At 38.7% G+C, this 19,643-nt stretch carries 18 protein-coding genes; 2 read left to right on the forward strand and 16 right to left on the reverse strand.

The window, feature by feature from the left end; all coding sequences use genetic code 11:
- Positions 1-33 precede the first annotated feature (33 nt).
- From carB to IGJ24_RS07010, 10 genes are all read right to left on the reverse strand, one after another.
- Positions 34-3,216 carry a carbamoyl-phosphate synthase large subunit gene (gene carB / locus IGJ24_RS06965; protein WP_002357414.1) on the reverse strand — a complete coding sequence of 1,061 codons (3,183 nt, stop codon included), beginning with the start codon at positions 3,214-3,216 and terminating at the stop codon, positions 34-36.
- Entirely contained in the window at positions 3,216-4,295 is a 1,080-nt protein-coding gene (locus IGJ24_RS06970; protein WP_002360175.1) for a carbamoyl phosphate synthase small subunit, read from the reverse strand. The genes carB and IGJ24_RS06970 overlap by 1 nt, the downstream gene beginning before the upstream one ends.
- 2 nt (positions 4,296-4,297) lie before the next feature.
- Positions 4,298-5,581 (reverse strand): dihydroorotase, encoded by a 1,284-nt coding sequence (locus tag IGJ24_RS06975; protein ID WP_002357412.1) that lies wholly within the window; start codon positions 5,579-5,581, stop codon positions 4,298-4,300.
- Positions 5,582-5,589: 8 nt separating this feature from the next.
- Complete coding sequence (locus tag IGJ24_RS06980; protein WP_002357411.1) at positions 5,590-6,516, reverse strand: aspartate carbamoyltransferase catalytic subunit; 927 nt, start codon at positions 6,514-6,516, stop codon at positions 5,590-5,592.
- A 13-nt stretch (positions 6,517-6,529) separates the two neighbouring features.
- Positions 6,530-7,810 carry a solute carrier family 23 protein gene (locus tag IGJ24_RS06985; RefSeq protein ID WP_002357410.1) on the reverse strand — a complete coding sequence of 427 codons (1,281 nt, stop codon included), beginning with the start codon at positions 7,808-7,810 and terminating at the stop codon, positions 6,530-6,532.
- A gap of 16 nt (positions 7,811-7,826) precedes the next feature.
- A complete protein-coding gene (gene pyrR / locus IGJ24_RS06990) occupies positions 7,827-8,369 on the reverse strand; it encodes a bifunctional pyr operon transcriptional regulator/uracil phosphoribosyltransferase PyrR (RefSeq protein ID WP_373419613.1) in 543 nt (180 codons plus the stop codon).
- 334 nt (positions 8,370-8,703) lie between these two features.
- On the reverse strand, positions 8,704-9,609 hold the full coding sequence (locus tag IGJ24_RS06995) for an RluA family pseudouridine synthase (protein WP_002371061.1): 906 nt from the start codon (positions 9,607-9,609) through the stop codon (positions 8,704-8,706).
- Positions 9,596-10,072, reverse strand: coding sequence for a signal peptidase II (gene lspA, locus IGJ24_RS07000; protein ID WP_002360174.1), 477 nt, complete (start codon positions 10,070-10,072; stop codon positions 9,596-9,598). Before lspA ends, IGJ24_RS06995 begins: the two co-directional genes overlap by 14 nt.
- 5 nt (positions 10,073-10,077) lie before the next feature.
- Entirely contained in the window at positions 10,078-10,782 is a 705-nt protein-coding gene (locus IGJ24_RS07005) for a CBS domain-containing protein (protein WP_002360173.1), read from the reverse strand.
- A 104-nt stretch (positions 10,783-10,886) separates the two neighbouring features.
- Complete coding sequence (locus tag IGJ24_RS07010; protein WP_024041787.1) at positions 10,887-12,557, reverse strand: formate--tetrahydrofolate ligase; 1,671 nt, start codon at positions 12,555-12,557, stop codon at positions 10,887-10,889.
- Between the two features lie 178 nt (positions 12,558-12,735).
- On the opposite strand from IGJ24_RS07010, the gene IGJ24_RS07015 reads away from it, so the two are divergent.
- Positions 12,736-12,942 carry a cold-shock protein gene (locus tag IGJ24_RS07015; protein WP_002357404.1) on the forward strand — a complete coding sequence of 69 codons (207 nt, stop codon included), beginning with the start codon at positions 12,736-12,738 and terminating at the stop codon, positions 12,940-12,942.
- A gap of 104 nt (positions 12,943-13,046) precedes the next feature.
- On the opposite strand, the gene IGJ24_RS07020 is transcribed toward IGJ24_RS07015, so the two are convergent.
- Positions 13,047-13,508, reverse strand: a complete 462-nt coding sequence (locus IGJ24_RS07020; RefSeq protein WP_002357403.1) for an EbsA family protein — start codon at positions 13,506-13,508, stop codon at positions 13,047-13,049.
- A gap of 100 nt (positions 13,509-13,608) precedes the next feature.
- Here IGJ24_RS07020 and IGJ24_RS07025 point away from each other — a divergent pair, with 100 nt between their 5' ends.
- Positions 13,609-14,016 carry a ribonuclease HI family protein gene (locus IGJ24_RS07025; RefSeq protein ID WP_002357402.1) on the forward strand — a complete coding sequence of 136 codons (408 nt, stop codon included), beginning with the start codon at positions 13,609-13,611 and terminating at the stop codon, positions 14,014-14,016.
- A 129-nt stretch (positions 14,017-14,145) separates the two neighbouring features.
- Here IGJ24_RS07025 and ybaK read toward each other — a convergent pair whose 3' ends face one another.
- The 5 genes from ybaK to IGJ24_RS07050 form a co-directional block, all read right to left on the reverse strand.
- Positions 14,146-14,640 carry a Cys-tRNA(Pro) deacylase gene (ybaK, locus tag IGJ24_RS07030; protein ID WP_435367076.1) on the reverse strand — a complete coding sequence of 165 codons (495 nt, stop codon included), beginning with the start codon at positions 14,638-14,640 and terminating at the stop codon, positions 14,146-14,148.
- Positions 14,641-14,656: 16 nt separating this feature from the next.
- A complete protein-coding gene (gene aroD / locus IGJ24_RS07035; protein ID WP_002357400.1) occupies positions 14,657-15,418 on the reverse strand; it encodes a type I 3-dehydroquinate dehydratase in 762 nt (253 codons plus the stop codon).
- 155 nt (positions 15,419-15,573) lie between these two features.
- Positions 15,574-17,358, reverse strand: coding sequence for an ABC transporter ATP-binding protein (locus IGJ24_RS07040; RefSeq protein WP_289865853.1), 1,785 nt, complete (start codon positions 17,356-17,358; stop codon positions 15,574-15,576).
- Complete coding sequence (locus tag IGJ24_RS07045) at positions 17,358-19,109, reverse strand: ABC transporter ATP-binding protein (protein ID WP_289865852.1); 1,752 nt, start codon at positions 19,107-19,109, stop codon at positions 17,358-17,360. The genes IGJ24_RS07040 and IGJ24_RS07045 overlap by 1 nt, the downstream gene beginning before the upstream one ends.
- A 197-nt stretch (positions 19,110-19,306) precedes the next feature.
- Complete coding sequence (locus IGJ24_RS07050) at positions 19,307-19,525, reverse strand: YneF family protein (RefSeq protein ID WP_002357397.1); 219 nt, start codon at positions 19,523-19,525, stop codon at positions 19,307-19,309.
- Positions 19,526-19,643: the final 118 nt, after the last annotated feature.

The raw sequence follows: 19,643 nt of genomic DNA on the forward strand, positions 1-19,643 counted from the left end.
AGTCCTCCTCAGACGATTGTTCCAGATTTTTGCTTAAATGGCTTCTGTCGTAAAGGCTCTTGATTCTAAAACTTTTAAAATCGCATTCGCTGTGTCAAGTGAGGTAAACAATGGAATCCCATGTTCGACTGCTTCCCGACGGATTGAAAACCCATCTTGGTTGGCACTGGAACGATTTTTATCCATGGTATTGATTACCACTTGTGCATTCCCATTACGAATGACATCCAGCACGGTTTCCCCTTCAGGATTAGAAATTTTCGTCACTTTCTTAACAGGCAACTGATGCTTCGCTAAAAAGTCAGCGGTTCCTTCCGTTGCGACTAAACTATAGCCAATTGCTGAAAAACGCTTAGCAATTTCTAACGCCTCTTCTTTTGTTTCATCAGCAATGGTGAAAAGTACAGCTCCATAACTTGGCAAATGCAAGCCAGATGCTTCAAAGGCTTTATACAAGGCTTTTTCTAAATAATAATCACTACCCATAACTTCCCCAGTTGATTTCATTTCAGGCCCTAAGTACGTATCTACTTTTTGTAGTTTCGTAAAGGAGAACACAGGGGCTTTCACATGAACTTGTTTACTTTCAGGGTATAATCCATCTTGATATCCTAGGTCAGTCAGTTTCTCACCAAGAATCGCTTTTGTAGCAACTTGGGCCATCGGAATCCCTGTGATTTTACTTAAGAAAGGAACTGTTCGACTCGCACGAGGATTCACTTCAATCACATAAACACGATTTTCATGAATAACAAATTGAATATTCATCATGCCTACACAGTTTAAACCAAGTGCTAGTTTTTTTGTATAATCGGCAATTGTTGCCTGAATTTCTTGAGAAAGATACTGTGGTGGATAAACCGCCATTGAATCGCCAGAATGAACGCCAGCTCGTTCAATATGTTCCATAATCCCTGGAATTAGTACTGTTTCACCATCACAAATGGCATCAACTTCACATTCTTGTCCCAATAAATAGCTATCAACCAAGACAGGATGTTCTGGAGAAGCTTTGACTGCGTGTCGCATATAATCTTCCAAATCCTTTTGATTTTCGACAATTTCCATTGCACGACCACCTAAAACATAACTTGGACGAACTAAAACGGGATAGCCGATACGATCAGCAATCACGACTGCTTCTTCTGCACTTGTGGCCGTATCTCCTGGTGGTTGAGGAATCGCTAACTCTTGCAAAGCTTGTTCAAATAAATCACGATTTTCCGCACGATCTAAATCTTCAATCGTTGTTCCAAGAATTTTAACGCCTTGTTTTGTGAGCGGCTCAGCTAAATTAATTGCTGTTTGTCCACCAAATTGGACGATCACGCCAATCGGATTTTCTAAATCAATCACATTCATGACGTCTTCTAAAGTTAATGGCTCAAAGTATAATTTATCAGAAACAGAGAAATCTGTTGAAACTGTTTCAGGATTACTATTCATAATAATTGCTTCATAACCAGCCGCTTGGATCGCTTTGACAGAATGAACCGTTGCATAATCAAACTCGACCCCTTGACCAATGCGAATGGGACCAGAACCTAATACTAGTACAGAAGGCTTTTTCGAAACATTGCTTTCGTTTTCCACTTCATACGTGCTATAAAAATAAGGCGTGTGTGATTCAAACTCTGCAGCACACGTATCCACCATTTTATAGACGGGCACAATTTGATTGGCTCTGCGGAAGTCAGCGATGGCTTGTTCTGTTTGTCCCCAAAGTGCTGCGATTTTCCGATCAGAAAAGCCATTTTGTTTGGCTTCTTTCAAGACAGCTACGTTGTCCACGTGACTTTCAAGGGTCGTTTCAATTTCGATAATGTGTAAAAGTTTATCCAAGAAGAATAAATCAATTTTCGTTAAACTTTGTAATTCTTCAATGCTATATCCTCTGCGAATGGCTTCTGATAAGTAGAACAATCGATCATCTTGCGCATGGACCATTTTCTTCGTTAATTCCAAATCACTGACATGACTTAGTTCTGCTAACTCGTTGTGATAAGCACCAATTTCTAAAGAACGAACTGCTTTTAATAAGGATTCTTCAATATTGCGGCCAATTGCCATGACTTCCCCGGTTGCTTTCATTTGCGTTCCTAGTTCTCGAGCACCTTTTTCAAATTTGTCAAAAGGCCATCGAGGAATTTTGGAAACAACATAGTCCAAAGCCGGTTCAAATTCGGCATAAGTGGTTCCAGTAACTGGATTTTTCATTTCATCTAATGTTAAACCAACAGCAATTTTTGCAGCTAACTTCGCAATGGGATACCCTGTGGCTTTACTAGCAAGTGCAGATGAGCGAGAAACACGAGGATTCACTTCAATCACATAATAATTAAAGCTATGCGGGTCCAAAGCTAATTGAACATTACAGCCACCTTCAATTTTTAATGCACGAATAATTTTCAAGGACGCATCTCGCAACATTTGGTATTCATAATCTGATAAGGTTTGACTCGGAGCAAAAACAATCGAATCCCCAGTGTGAATGCCGACAGGATCAAAGTTTTCCATGTTACAAACCACAATCGCATTATCAGCCGAATCACGCATCACTTCATATTCAATTTCTTTAAAACCAGCAATACTTTTTTCAATTAAACATTGTGTAACTGGTGATAATTTCAGACCGTTTTCGGCAATTTGGCGGAGTTCTTCTTCCGTATCACACATTCCGCCGCCTGTTCCACCTAAAGTAAATGCGGGACGAACGATAATTGGATAGCCAATTCGTTTGGCAAAAGCCACGGCTTGTTCCACCGTATTGACAATTTCACTTTCTGGAATCGGTTGTTCTAATTCTTCCATCAATTGTTTAAATAAATCACGGTCTTCCGCTTGGTCAATCGCACTGAGCTTTGTTCCTAGCAATTCTACATTTAGCTCATCTAAAATTCCTGATTCCGATAATTCCATCGCCATATTTAATCCAGTTTGACCACCTAATGTTGGTAGAAGAGCATCAGGACGTTCTTTTCGCAAAATTCTTGAAACAAATTCTAAAGTAATCGGTTCGATATAAACATGATCCGCGATTTCCTTATCGGTCATGATAGTCGCTGGATTTGAGTTTACTAAGACAACTTCATACCCTTCTTCTTTTAGCGCTAAACAGGCTTGTGTGCCTGCATAGTCAAATTCTGCTGCTTGTCCAATAATGATTGGTCCTGAACCAATCACCATGATTTTCTTGATGTCCGTTCGTTTTGGCATTAGTTTTGCTCCTTCCATGCATCCATTAATTCCATAAATTCGTCAAATAAATGAAGACCATCGTGCGGTCCTGGAGCCGCATCTGGGTGATATTGCACAGTAAAAGCTGGATAATCTCGATGACGCACGCCTTCAACCGTTCCATCATTGACTTCCACGTGGGTCACAAGTAATTTTTCTGGATCAATTGTTGCTTCATCTACGGCATATCCGTGATTTTGTGAAGTGAAATCAATGCGTCCTGTTGCAATTTCTCGTACAGGATGATTCAAACCGCGATGTCCAAACTTCATCTTATACGTATCCGCACCATTTGCTAATGAAAATAACTGATGACCTAAGCAGATGCCGAAAATTGGAACTTTTCCTTGGATTGCTTGAATCATTTCAATAGCTTCAGGCACATCTTTGGGATCTCCAGGCCCATTTGTCAACATGACACCATCGGGACTTAATTCTAAAATCTCTTCGGCCGTTGTATTATAAGGCAACACGGTTAAGTTGCATTGCCGTTTTGATAATTCTCGCAAAATACTATGTTTCAACCCGAAATCAACGACGACTACATTACGCCCAATACCTGGACTCGGATAAGGTTTAGTAGTGGAGACTTGTGCCACTTGATTTTTCGGCATGACCGTCGCTTTTAGTTGATCAAATGCATGCGGCAAATCATCCACGGCATCAATGATGCTCCCTTTCATTGTTCCAGCTGATCGTAACTTACGAGTCAGCGCACGCGTATCAATTCCTGAAATTCCCGGAATCCCTTTGCGCTTTAAAAATTCATCCAAGGTCATTTGTTGACGCCAATTTGAAGCAACCCGCGCATGCTCTTTAACAATGACACCTTTACAGGTTGGTGCAATGGATTCATAATCATCTCGGTTGACCCCGTAATTTCCAACTAATGGATACGTAAAAGTAATCATTTGTCCATTAAAACTTTGGTCAGTAATTGCTTCTTGGTAACCTGTCATGCCAGTAGTAAAAACAACTTCTCCTACTACATTGCCTTCTGCACCAAACGCTTTTCCTTCAAATACTGTTCCGTCTTCTAAAATCAATAACCTTTTCAAACCTACTGCGCCTCCTCCGACCAAGCTAATGCTCCGTCAACAAATGTCATAAGTGTCTTTCCTTTGACTGTCCACCCTGTAAATGGTGTATTGACAGCCATTGATTCAAATGCTTCTGCATCAATTGGTGCAGCTGTTGCTAAGTCAAAAACTGCAATATCTGCTGGTGCACCAATTGTTAGTGTTCCTGCGTTTAATCCAAAAATTTCTGCCGGTTTCACTGCCATCCAATCAATCACTTGTTCTAATGTGAAAATGCCTGTTTCGACAAAGTTCGTATAAATCAATTGGAAGGCCGTTTCACTACCGACAATGCCAAAAGGTGCGTTTAAAAATGATTGTTGCTTTTCTTCTAAACCATGGGGCGCATGGTCGGTAGCAATACAGTCAATCGTGCCATCTAACAAGCCGTCAATCAATGCTTGTCGATCTGCTAAACCACGTAATGGCGGGTTCATTTTCCAAAACCCTTCGTCACCAGGAATATCCTCATCGACTAAAATTAAATGGTGTGGCGAAACTTCGGCTGTTACGTGAATCCCTGCTTTTTTAGCATCTCGAATAACGCGCACGCTTTCTTCTGTTGAAACATGACAAACATGATAATGAACGCCTGTTTCTTTTGCTAAAGTAATATCCCGAGCAATTTGCGAAGCTTCCGTTGCACTTAAAATCCCTGGTAGGCCTAATTTCTTAGAAACTTCTCCTTCATGCATCACACCACCAAATAATAAAGATTCATCTTCCGTGTGCGCAACAAGTGCCATATTTAATGCAGCCGCTTCTTTCATGGCTAAGTACATCGTTCCTGCCGTTTGGACACCAACACCATCATTCGTAAATGCAAAGGCGCCCGCTTCTTTTAAGGCCTTCTGATTGGTTAAAACTTCACTCCGTAGCTCTTCTGTAATGGGGGCATATTGTAAAACTTTCACGACTGCATCTTTTTGAATTAAGTCGTAAACCTCACTTAATTTTTCAGCCGTATCTGGTACTGGATTCAAATTGGGCATTGCGCAAACCGTAGTAAAACCACCGCGAGCAGCAGCTTTACTACCCGTTTTAATCGTTTCTTTATACGTAAAGCCTGGTTCTCTAAAGTGAACATGCACATCCACCAAGCCTGGCGTGATTAGTTGCCCGTTCGCATCAAACACTTGCTCAAAATCTGCTTCGTCAAACGATTCTCCGATTGCGTGAATCACACCATTTTCTAGCCAAAGTGCTGCCTCAATCAATTGATTCTCTTTTTTGATGATTTTTCCATTCTTAATTAACGTCTTCATTTCTCCACCTAGGCCTTTCCATGTAAAATTGCTTCTAAAATTGCCATGCGCATAAAGACTCCATTACTCATTTGCGCGACGATTCTTGATTGCAGACTTTCCACTAATTCATCTGCCAGTTCAACATCCCGATTGACTGGCGCTGGATGCATAATAATTGCGTGTTTCTGTAAACGAGTTGCCCGTTCGTTGGTTAAACCATATTCCAAATGATAGCCTTCTTTTGAAAAACTTTCCTTACCATCATGACGTTCGTGCTGCACGCGAAGCAACATCATCACATCGACTTTTTCAACAATTTCATCTAGTGGCACATATTGTCCATAGACATCAAACTGATGATCGTACCACTCTTCTGGACCTGAAAAATAAATTTCAGCGCCTAAACGGTTTAATAACTGCATATTTGATTTAGCAACGCGAGAATGTGTAATATCTCCCACAATCGCCACTTTCAAGCCTTCAAATCCACCAAATTCTTCATAAATAGTCATCAGATCCAATAAACATTGTGTAGGGTGTTGTCCACTCCCGTCCCCACCGTTAATAATAGAACATTGAATCGTTTTACTTTGAATCAATTCATCGTAATAATTTTCTTTACCATGACGAATGACTGCTACATCTACACCAATTGCCGACATCGTTAGTACTGTGTCGTATAACGTTTCTCCTTTTTGAACAGAACTTCTACTTGCTTCAAACTCAATCACTTCTAAGCCTAATTTTTTCTCAGCTACCTCAAAACTTTTATGTGTTCGAGTACTATTTTCAAAAAACAAGTTTGTTGCAAAATATTGACGTTCTTCTGGGTGCCATTTTGCTCCCTGTTTAAATTCTCCTGCGCGACGGATTAACCCCATGACTTCACGGTCGGTTAAAGCCTCAGCAGTTAAAAGATGTTTTAAACTAATTCGTTCAGATGTAATAATCATTCGTCCAGTCCTCCTACTGTTCTTCGCTACGTGCGTTTTCCGGTAAAATTAAATTCAAAACAATTCCTAAGACAGTTGCTAATGCCATTGAAGACAATTCAAAAGTTCCTACTTTGAAGACTAAGCCACCAATGCCGATGACTAAAATTACTGAAGCAATCAATAAATTCTTTTTCTTATCAAAATTAATCTTATTATCGATTAAGATTTTCAAACCACTTGCGGCAATCACACCGAACAAGACGAAACTAATTCCTGAAATAACTGGTCCTGGGATACTTAGAATCAAGGCACTTAATTTTCCAACAAAGCCTAAAGCTACAGCGAACACCGCGGCTCCACCAATCACGAAGACACTGTGTACTCTTGTAATTGCCAACACGCCGATATTTTCACCATAACTTGTAACTGGCGGTCCACCAACAAAACCTGCTACAATTTGCGCTAAGCCATCTCCCATTAAAGTTTTAGATAAGCCTGGGTCTTGGAAAAAGTTGCGCTTGGTTAATTTATTCAAGACCATTAAATGACCAATATGTTCTGTCATTGTTACAAAGGCAATTGGTGCCATTGTTGTAATGGCATTTAAATACAATTTCGGTTCATATTGAACAAAAGGTACTTCAAAATTCGGTAAAGCAAACCAAGCAGCTTCTTTAATAGGGGTTAAGTCAATAATTCCGAAAGCTAAAGCGACTAGGTACCCACTGACAATTCCTAAAAGAATTGGAATTAATCCTAGGAAGCCTTTGAAAAACATGTTGTAAAAAATGGTTAAACCTAAAGTAATTAAGGCTACGGCAATATATTTAAAATCATAAACGTTGTTGTTATACATTGCGTTATTTGCGGCATTAGCTGCCAAGCCTAAACCGATAACCATCACGACAGGTCCTACAACGATAGGCGGTAAAATTTTATCCAACCAGTCGGAACCAATTTTTTTAATGATTAATGAAACGATTAGGTATACCAAGCCGGTTGTCATAGCACCTTGGGCAATGGCTGGATAACCATCACTCTTCATTAACATCTGCATCGCTGCAATAAAAGCAAAGCTACTGCCAAGATAAGCGGGGATTTTTCCTTTTGTAGTAATCAGATAGACCATTGTTCCTAATCCTGAACTGACTAACGCAATCCCTGGGTCAATTCCCACTAAGATTGGTACTAAAACCGTTGCGCCAAACATCGTAAATAAATGTTGTAAACTTAGGCCAACCCAGTGAAAAGCTTGCGGTCTGTCTTTAATATCTAAGACTGCATCCTCATTTCGAAATTCTTTTTCTGACAACGTTGTTCACTCCTTTTTATTCGTTTCCTTTACTGATCATAATACGATCTGCGCCGTCACGCTCTTCCATTTCCACAATAATTTCCTCAGTTTTTGATGTTGGAATATTTTTTCCTACATAATCGGCACGAATCGGTAGTTCCCGATGCCCACGATCTACTAAGACTGCTAAAGAGATTTTTCTCGGACGACCTAAATCCATAACAGCGTCCATCGCAGCACGAATGGTCCGGCCCGTGTACAAGACATCATCCACTAAAATAACTTCTTTACCTTCAATTGAGACTGGTACGTCAGAAGAATGTAATTCAGGTTCCTCCATATCTTTCACATCATCACGATACAAAGTAATATCTAATTCACCAACTGGCACGTCAATATCTTCTAATTGTTTTAAGCGTTCGGCTAGACGTTGTGCAATGTATATCCCACGCGTTTTAATTCCTACTAAAACAATGTCTTGAATTCCTTTGTTTCTTTCAATAATTTCATACGAGATTCGAGTAAGCGCTCGTTTCATTGTGACTGCGTCAACAACTTCTTTCTTTGACATAATAATTTCCTCCTCATTCTTTTTTATCTACGTCCTCGCTGTCTTGGGGTCAGCGATTCTTCCTTCAATTGAGCAGCTGAAAAATAAGTGGGTTTTTATTGAAATTGTCCTGTTATTTTTTCCAACAAAAAATCCTCCTACCCGTATGAGGATAGGAGGATGTTGGTTACAGTTTAAAAAGGTACAAGGGTACCATGTAGCCCACACAACTTACTAACTAAGCGCACCTAGTGTTCTTTTGCATGATTCCTTCTTAGCCTCACGGGACTAAACTTAAAGGTTACAGTTATTTAGTTATTTTTCTTCTTAAAAAAGAGTTTACCTCTTCTTCAGAAAAAAATCAATGATTATTTCTTAATTGGTGTAAAGTTTTTTCAAAAACTTCTGGTAAAGGCGCTTCAAAGACTAATTGTTCACCTGTAGTAGGATGTGTAAAGCCTAATAACTTCGCATGTAAAAATTGTCCATTGCCAGGCAACGTTTTTTTCGGTCCATATAATGGATCTCCAGCTAATGGATAACCGATATATTTCATGTGAACACGGATTTGATGTGTCCGGCCTGTTTCTAGTTGTAATTCAACTAAGGTAAATGCATCAAAACGCTCTAAAACAGTAAAATGCGTGACTGCTTCTTTACCGCCTTCAATGACCGCTTGCATTTTGCGGTCAACCTTGGAACGACCAATAGGCGCATTTATCTCTCCCTTATCGTGAGGAATAACACCGTGGACCAAGGCAACGTATTTACGTAATGATGTTTTTTCTTTTAGCTGTTTCGCTAATGATTCATGGGCTTGATCATTTTTAGCCACCATCAATAGCCCCGAAGTATCTTTATCAATTCGATGAACAATTCCCGGTCGCACCACATCATTAATCGCCGATAAGTGATCCGCATGATGAAGTAACGCGTTCACTAATGTACCATTGGGATGCCCTGCCGAAGGATGAACAACCATGCCTTGAGGTTTATTGACAACAATCACATCATTGTCTTCATAAACAATGGTCAAAGGAATATCCTCTGCTACCATATCTAGAACTTCTGGTTCAGGAATTGTTACAACAATTTCATCGCCTGCTGTAACTTTGTAATTTGCGCGGACCGTTTCACCATTAACTGTTACGTGTTTTTCTTTTAACCATTGTTGAATTTGCGAGCGGGAATGATTGGGTAAATGTTCACTTAATACTTTATCAATCCGGCCTTTTTCTGTTTGAATCGTTACGTTAATTTGTTCCATTTTTGCCTTCCTTTGCTGCTTTTTCATCTAAAATCAAATAAATAAATATACAAATAACGCCGACCACTAACGTACTATCTGCAACATTAAAAATAGGAAAATTCATAAAATCCGTTTGGAGCATGTCCACCACGTAGCCTAAACGTACACGATCAATAAAATTCCCAATGGCACCTGCTAAGACAAAAGATAAACCTACAGAATACCAGATACTTTTTTTATAATTCTTAATTAATAAATAAATAATCACGACACTAACAATTACTGTGATGACATAAAAGAATATCATCTTTCCTTCTAATAAGCTCCAAGCGGCTCCGGTATTTCTTAAATGGGTCAGCGACAAAAATCCAGGAATGAATTCTTTTGTTTCACCCAAAGAAATGTTTTGGACCGTCAAATATTTGCTCCATTGGTCAAGCCCTACTAATAAGGCACTGATTAAAAAATATACTACTAACAATCGCGTCATTCCTTTTCTCTATGAATACTTGCTAAATCTCTTGGTCGAACAATGCCTACTAACTCACCATTAGGATGGCCACTTTTACTAATAAGCACAGCTTCTAAGCGTGGCTGCTCCCGAAACATTTGTTCAACTTCAAAAACGGTTGCTTCAATTGAAACAAATTGATAGTTGCTGCGTTTATAATTTGATGCCAACAATTCTCGCACCGTTCGGTTGGCAATGTGAACTTCTCCTTTGGTGCTCTCAATGGCAAACCATACACCAATCCCTCGAACCGTGATTAATCCTTTAAATACACCTTTTTCATAAATCGGAAATTGAGAATATTGTTTTTTTGCAATAATCGTTAATAACGTTTCTAAAGAAGTGGTGATTTCAAAAGCTGTAACACGTTTCGCAAATTTAGGCACTACTTTTTCTGGTTTTGTTAAAGCTTGTTCAATCGTTTCAATTCGTTGAACTGCCCATTCGTTTGGCTCTGCAATTACAAAATCATCAGCAATTCGCTCATGAACGATGGCATTTCTTAACTGAGCCATTTGAAGCAAATCCTCTTCAAATTGAGCAATCTGTCCTTTTTCTTTTCGGGAAAGACGTCTTGTCATTTCACTGAATCCCATATTGACAGGATTGTTCAGTCTCTCTCTCATCCACTTTTCAATGCGATTAAAGTGTGCTAAAAATGTATCTGCTCGTTCCCCCATAGTCGTTGCTCCTTATAATAAACTACGCAATAAATTTCCGTCATTATTTTTTATTGAGCTACTTTCAAGTATATACTAAAAATAGGTCTCAGGAAAGAGCGGCTTTAAAAGAGACCGCTCGCTTGACCCGTTTCGTCCACATCCATATTTAACGCAGCAGGGACCTTCGGCAAGCCAGGCATCGTTAAAATGTCACCCGTTAACGCCACGATAAACCCCGCACCGATTTTTGGAACTAGCTCACGAATCGTAATCGTAAATCCTTCTGGCCGTCCTAATTTTTGAGGATCGTCAGAAAGTGAATACTGTGTCTTCGCCATGCAAATTGGTAATTGATCCCAACCATTTTTTGTAAAATCTGCGATTTGTTTTTGCGCTTTCGGAGAAAAAATCGCCTGTTCCCCGCCGTAAATCGTTTGTACAATGGCTTGAATTTTTTCTTCAATAGTTTGGCGAGGATTATATAAAGGTTGAAACTGTTTTGTATTGGCTTCAATCTCTGCTACCACTGTTTTCGCTAGATTCGTGCCACCTGCGCCACCTTGCGCCCAAACACTTGTTAACTCGACGGGCACGCCTAACGCTTGGCAAGCTTCTTTCAACAGTTGAATTTCCTTCTCTGTATCCTGTGTAAATTCATTAATTGCAACAACTACTGGTATATCATAACGTTGCATGTTTTGAATATGTTTTTCTAAGTTGGCAAAGCCTTTTTGTAACGCTGGTAAATTTTCTTCTGCTAACTGATCTTTCGCCAAACCGCCATGCATTTTCAACGCGCGAATCGTTGCCACAATCACAACGGCATCGGGTGCTTTTCCTAAAGAAGGTACTTTAATATCTAAAAATTTTTCGCCACCTAAGTCACCACCAAAACCCGCTTCTGTTACAACATAATCACCTAGATGCAAAGCCGTTTTTGTCGCTAAAATACTGTTACATCCATGAGCGATATTGGCAAAAGGACCACCGTGAACAAAAGCTGGAGTTCCTTCAATCGTTTGAACTAAATTAGGTTTTAAGGCGTCTTTTAATAATAAAGTCAGGGCACCTGCCACGTTTAAATCTTTAACCGTCACCGGCTCTCTTTGGTCATTATAGGCGACAATAATCCGACTTAAGCGTTCTTTTAAGTCCGTTAAATTTTGCGCTAAACAAAGAATCGCCATAATTTCGCTCGCCACAGTAATATCGAAACCGTCTTCTCTTGGTACACCTTGGAAAGGACCGCCTAAACCAACAACGACCTGTCTGAGCGCACGATCATTTAGATCCACTGCCCGTTTCCAAATCACCCGTCGAGAATCAATCTTTAATTCATTTCCTTGCTGTAAATGATTATCTAGTAACGCAGCTAAGGCATTATTGGCTGTCGTAATCGCATGCATATCACCAGTAAAATGCAAATTGATTTCTTCCATTGGTAATACTTGTGCGTAACCGCCACCTGTTGCGCCACCTTTAATCCCCATCACAGGACCTAATGATGGTTCTCTTAGGGCAATAACGGTTTTTTTATTGATTTGATTTAATGCATCTCCTAAACCAATGGTCACGGTTGACTTTCCTTCTCCTGCTGGCGTTGGATTAATCGACGTAACGAGGATTAATTTACCTTCTGGTTTCGCTTCTAAGGATTGAAGCGTTGGAAAATCTATTTTCGCTTTGTATTTCCCATAAAGTTCTAGCGAATCTTCTGAAAGACCGATTGTTTCGGCAATCTCTTGAATAGGTTTTAATGTTGCTGCTTGTGCAATGTTAATATCTGTCTTCATAACGGACCCCTTTTCAATTCTTTATCGTCTTTGTGACACATTGTTTCTTTTAAATTATAGCTTGTATTGAATAGAATGGCTAGAATAACCTTTTTTAAACAACCCAACCATTGACGTTTGGTAGCCTTTTCTCGTATAATGAAAGTGTCTTTACAAATCTAAAAGGAGCGTGAATTGGATGCAAAAAGGAATTGTCAAATGGTTCGATAACAGAAAAGGTTATGGTTTTATCGTTTACAACGAAGAAGATGAGATTTTTGTCCACTTCACTGCTATAGAAGGTGACGGATTCAAATCACTTGATGAGAATCAATCTGTAGAGTTCGAGATAATGGAAGGCAATCGTGGGCTACAAGCAGCACATGTCAAAAAAATAGATAACTAAAAAAGCTGAACCAACAGCGCTTAGCTCCAAAAAGTAAGTAAACGTAGCGTTTGTTTCAGCTGATTATTTTAAGATTTTGAGAGTGGGTCACCAGTCGTTTCGACTTATGACTCACTCTTGTTTTTTTCTTCTTTTTTATGAAGGCCCAAAGAATGATCTTCTGCTACCTTCAATTCAGGCTTTTTTACCTTAAGTGCCTCAAGAAATAACGGAATCGTTTTCTTTTTCATTAAAAAGACTTTTGAACCTTCCTTAAATTCTGAGGAAAAAATTTCGATGCTTTTTTCATTGTAGGTTACTTTTTCTATCTGAGAAAGCGGAAGTGCTTTTTTGCGAAACCATAAAACATCTCTGACAATTAAAGATGTTTCTGTCATGTTAAAAGACCGCGCAATTCCTAGATACGCAAACACAAAAAATGGAACCATCACCAGATTACTAATCAAGTAAGGACCATTATTTTCCAATGCTAAAATTAAACTAATAAATAATATACAAAATGTGCAAGACCAGTAAATAATTGTTGATGCTAATTCTGGCTGCCAATAAAATTTCTGTTTTTTCATAAAGTACCCTCACTACTTCTGGATCAACGCCGCTAAATTTAAATATGTTATAATAGTAACATACTTTTTTTAAGAACAAAAAGAAATTAGGAGTAATTTTATGTTAAGAATTTATGTAGATGCTGCAACAAAAGGCAATCCAGGTGAATCTGGCGGCGGTATCGTTTACCTCACCGACCAATCGCGGCAACAATTGCATGTGCCTTTAGGCATTGTTAGTAATCACGAAGCCGAATTTAAAGTGCTGATTGAAGCTTTAAAACAAGCGATTGCCAATGAAGACAATCAACAAACCGTTCTTCTCCACTCAGATAGTAAAATTGTTGTCCAAACAATTGAAAAAAACTATGCTAAAAATGAAAAGTACCAGCCTTATTTAGCAGAATATCAACAACTAGAAAAGAATTTCCCTTTGCTCTTAATCAAATGGCTACCTGAAAGTCAAAACAAAGCGGCCGATATGCTCGCACGGCAAGCATTACAAAAATTTTATCCCAATAAAAAGTAGCACTGTTTACTTAATGCTTTTCCTTTATTAATTTGATAGTTAAACACGTGGAGCAAAAATTCCTAGTGATTTTTGCTCCACGTTTAAAAACAGATAAACGGTTCTGTCTCGACTTCTTCTTATAGCCACTTATTCTTTTGTCGTTATTTCCGCAAATTGCCCATTGGTTAGCGAAAGGATTGCTTCAGGCGCTAATTCAATTTGCATGCCACGTTTGCCTGCAGAAACAATAATTGCAGAATATTGTTGAGCTTCTTCAGCCAAATAGGTGGGAAATTGTTTTTTCATCCCAATTGGTGAACAGCCCCCACGAATATAGCCTGTGGTTGCTTCTAAATCTTTTAAGTGAAGCATTTCTACCTTTTTGTTACCACTAGCTTTCGCTAATTTTTTTAAATCTAATTCTTGATTACCAGGAATGACAGCCACGACTGGACCTGTTTTATTACCTACTGTAACCAAGGTTTTTAAAATTCGCCCTTTGTCAATACCTAAACTTTCAGCGACACTTTCTGCACTTAAATGATCTTCACTCCAAGCGAATTCATATTCTTTATATGGTACTTTATGTTGTTCTACCATGCGCATCGCATTCGTTTTTTGTTGTGTTTTTTTCTTTGCCACTTTTTCACCTTCTGAATCACTTGTTTTGTTCGAATGTCTTTAAATAATTTCTTAATACTTGTACGGATAGTTGGCCTGGTGCAGACGCTTGCTGGGCGGAGCCAAAAGTTAGTGCCGATCCGAACAGTTGACCTGTTACGCGACTAATCATCCCTAACTGTCCCATTGACATAGTAACGATTGGAACAGATGCATAATGGGTGTACATTTCATTGGTTGCTGAAAGTAACGTAAGTACATCTGTCGCATCTTGTGGCATCACAGCTATTTTACAAATATCCGCCTGACGCATTTGCATTTGGCGTAACCGCGCGACAATCTCCTCTTGCGACGGTGTTTTCTGAAAGTCGTGATTACAGAGAACAATTTTAATCCCCGCCTTTTTAGCTTCGTGAATTAACGTATCTGCCGCCAGCGGATTCGCAAATAATTCAATATCTAATAAATCCAACGCACCTTTTTTCACTAATTCATGATACAAAGCAAAATAATTTTCCTCAGAAAAAGCCATTTCGCCGCCTTCTTTTTGTGTACGAAAAGTTAACAATAACGGTTTTTGCCCCAACCGTTCCATTACTTGTTGTGAAAGATTACATACATCGGAAAAATCAGCGACATTTTCATAATAGTCTAAACGCCATTCTACCAAATCACAATCTAGTGTTTGGCTCGCCGTTGCTTCGGCCAAAATATCCTCGGCTGTTGGAGCAACAATGGGCACCACAATTTTGGGATTCCCTTCACCTATTCGCACATTTTTGACTATAACTGGCTTCACAGTTCCACCTAACTTCCTCGTTTGTTTTTCTCTCTTCATATCATACCATTTCTATTCTTTTTTGCAATTTAAAGAGCTACAAAGACACCTAGAATTAGGAATTTCCTAACACTAAATGCCTTTGTTTGGGTTATTTAACTCTTTCAGTTGTTACGTTAAACTTCCGTACTTTGTAACTGATACATATCCGCATAAAGGCCACCTTCTGCCAGTAACGTTTCGTGCGTTCCTCGTTCTACAATCTGTCCTTTGTCTAAAACTAAAATCAAGTTTGCATCACGAATCGTCGAAAGGCGATGCGCAATCGCAATTGTCGTTCTCCCTTGACGCATTTTGGCTAATCCTTCTTGAATCAATCCTTCTGTTTCTGTATCAATATTAGCGGTTGCTTCATCTAAAACTAATATTTTGGGATCAGTCACAATCGTTCGTGCAAACGAAATTAATTGACGTTGTCCGCTAGAATAACTCGCTCCTCGTTCAATGACTTTCGCATGATAGGTATTGGGTAACGTGTGAATAAATTTATCTGCCTGAACAAATTCCGCAGCCTGTTTAATTTGCTCATCTGTAATATTGGGATTCAGTAAACGGATATTTCCAGCAATATCTCCATAAAACATGAAAGCGTCCTGTAATACTAAGCCCATCTTTTCCCGTAATTCTGTCATGGGAAAATCACGAATATCACGATCATCAATTAAAATCTGCCCTTCATAAAATTCATAGAAACGCATGAGTACATTAATAATTGAACTTTTACCACTTCCTGTATGACCGACTAAAGCGACGGTTTCCCCGGGATTTGCGACAAAGCTAATATTTTTCAATACTTCGTTTTTGCCGTCATAAGAAAAAGTAACATTGCGAAATTCAATTTTCCCGCGAATAATTTCCCCATTCGCACCTACTGATTGCTGCGGCGTTAATTCTTCCGTATCCATAATTTTTAAAATACGACTACCTGCGACAATCCCATCTGTAAAGATACTTAGGAAGTCCATCATTTGTGTCATCGGATTAAAAAAAGCTTGGACATACGTTACAAAAGCATAAATCATCCCCGCTTCTACAGGAGAATGTAAAGCATCGATGCCAAACATAGTTAAGGCCAATGCAATCGCCAACGTATACAACAAATTAATGATGGGACTTAATAATAACGAATTCATACGAATCATTGCTACTCGTGTTTTTAAATAATCATCATTGGTTTCCTCAAATTCTTTTTCCAAACGCTTTTCTTGGCGAAATTGTTGAATGATTTGCATACCAGAGATGTATTCATTTAGTTTGGTGTTTAATTGACTTAATTTTTCCCGCATACTGCGATATAATTTTGAACTAAATTTTTGGTAATACCAAATCACAACTAATAAAATTGGCAAGAAAATTAGACAATAAAATGAGATTTCTGGACTGAGTTGAAACATTGCAAAAAATGACGAGATTACGGCAAAAATTCCTGTAATCACCATTAGGAATACATACCAGAATTCAAACAATGTTTCTGTGTCATTTGTAACACGAGACACCGTCGAACCCGCTGGTGTTTGATCAAAATAACGCATACCTAAAGTGTGTAATTTTTCAAATAATTTCACTCGTATATATTGATACGTTTTTAAAGAAGCCATCGAATACAAATACCATTGGAAAAACCAAACAATACTTTTGAGAATGACACCAAAAAAATAAATAGCAGCAAAGGTTAGAATCACTTGCATTGTAGCAGTTTTAGGCGTTAAATAATTATCCATAAAAACTTGAATGACTCTAGGCAAAAGAATATTGATAATTGATAAGCCAAATGCAAAGAGAATAGCTGTGTAAAACATGCGTCGAAACGGTTTGGCAAAACGAAACAAACGCTGAACAATCGTTAATTGTTCTTTCAGCGGTAACTCTCTGGACCATTCGGATTGATACCTTTCTTCCATTAACTCTCACTCCCTTCAATTTTCGCTTCTAATTGCTGTTTTTCCCACATCCGCTGATACCAACCCTTCTGAGCCAGTAACTCCTGATGTGTCCCCCGTTCAATAATTTTCCCTTCATCCAACACTAAGATTTCTTTTGCATGCATGACACTACTTAAACGATGCGCTGTAATAATAGTGGTTTTTTCTTGGCGTGTTTCTTTTAGATTTGATAAAATCGCCTCTTCAGTCTTCGCATCGACTGCAGATAAGGCATCGTCTAAAATTAACAATTCTGGTTCAACAATCAAGGCCCGTGCAATAGAAATCCGTTGTTTTTGTCCTCCAGAAAGCGAAACGCCACGTTCCCCAACCATTGTGTCATAGCCTTCAGGGAATGCTTTAATTTCTTGGTTAATAAATGCTAATGCTGCCGCTTGTTCAACTGCTGCTTGTTCTAAGTCTGGTTTAGCAAAACGAATGTTATCTCGTACCGTCATGGAAAAGAGAAAATGGTCCTGTGGCACGTACCCCATTGCACCCATCAATGCATCTAATGTGTAATTTTTAATGTTATGTTTTCCAAAGGAAATCGTTCCTTGGTATTGGTCATATTCACGCATCAACAATTTCAAAATAGTGGTTTTACCAGCGCCTGTTTTGCCAACAATCCCCAAGGTTTCTCCTTCTTGCAACGAAAATTGGATATTTTCCAACGCCACCGTCTCATCTTTTGGATAAGAAAAAGAATCAATCTTCATTGAAATTGTCCCTTGCGCCATTGTTTTGATGGCATCTTTTCGTTCGATAATATGCGTTTTTTCATGTAATAATTCGTTCACACGATCGTAACTAGCATTCCCACGTTCTAACACATTAAATAAGCGCCCAATCGCAAACATTGGCCAAACTAGCATCCCAATATAGGCAATGAAAGAGACCAACTGACCTAAACTAATCGTTCCTTCCATGATGAAACGACCACCAATAATAATTGTCAAAACATAAGAAACACCAATAATCAGCGTAATAAACGGATCAAATAGTGCATCTAAAAAGTTCGTTCGTTTATTTTTGACGATAGCATCATCAATTTTCTCTGTAAAATCAGCAAGATCTTCTTTTTCTTGCCCAAATGTTTTAATGACTTTAATTCCAGTGATACTTTCTTGTGTTTTATCATTAATCGCTGAAAAAGCAGCTTGTGAATCTCGAAAGGCATCATGCAACTTAGAACCTAGAACTCGTGAAGTGACGGCTAATAAAGGCAGCGGTAATAAAGCAATTAATGTTAAGCGCCAATCAACAAATAGAACCATTGCGATAATCGTTGTTCCTCCCGTAATCACAGAGTCGGCAAACGTTAAAATCCCAGCTCCAGCCACATTTTGGATGGCATTTAAATCATTGGTTGCATGCGCCATCAAGTCACCTGTCCGATATTTCTGATAAAAGATGCTATCCATTTTTGTGAAATGATGAAATAATTGAGTCCGTAGCTCTTTTTCCAAACGAGCGGCACTCCCCCAAATATGCATCCGCCAAATATAGCGAAAAAGATATTGGGCAAGCCCAGCACCAATCAAGAGTGCAACCCACACGATAATTTTCGTTAAGCGAATTTCTTTGTTAACGATTTCATCTACAACGACGCCAATAACTTTGGGCGGGACTAATTGAACAAGAGCGACCATCATTAATGAGAAAACCCCAATAATATAACTTTTTTTCTCTTGCTTAAAAAACCAGCCTAATTTTTTGAATATGGACATTCAGTTGTCCCTCCTTTTACTTTGTTGTTCTACGAAGACTACTTTCGAGCTAGAAGGTTTCTTCGTTATTGTTGTTTTTGATTAAACGTCTCGCTCTTTTCCTCCTAGATTATCCTATTCTCCCGCAAAACAACAAAAAAACGGACTGAAAATCAGCCCGTTTTTACACTTATTCATGATTACCTGAATAACCTTTACTATTTTCCTTGGTTTTTCATTTGTTGCATCATTTGTCTAACCTTTTTCTCTGACGGTTTTTGACCCATTGATGCCATCATCATGCGTAACATATCCTCATTAACGGGAGGATTTTTTTTGAAATAATCTTGCATATATTTGCGTGCAAGGAAAAAGCCCCCTGCAGCGCCTACTAATAAAGCGATTACTGCGATTAATACTACCCAACCTGTTGCCATTGAAACTCTCTCCTCTCCGTATAGTTTTGCTCTCAATGAATTATTTTACTAGAAATAGCAAAAAAAGAAAAGTTCTTTTTGCGGGATTTCTCTTAAATAATGAAAAAAGTCTGATTTT

This window comes from Enterococcus sp. DIV0546, from assembly GCF_051712785.1.
In the GTDB taxonomy this organism is placed as follows: Bacteria; Bacillota; Bacilli; order Lactobacillales; family Enterococcaceae; genus Enterococcus; species Enterococcus faecalis.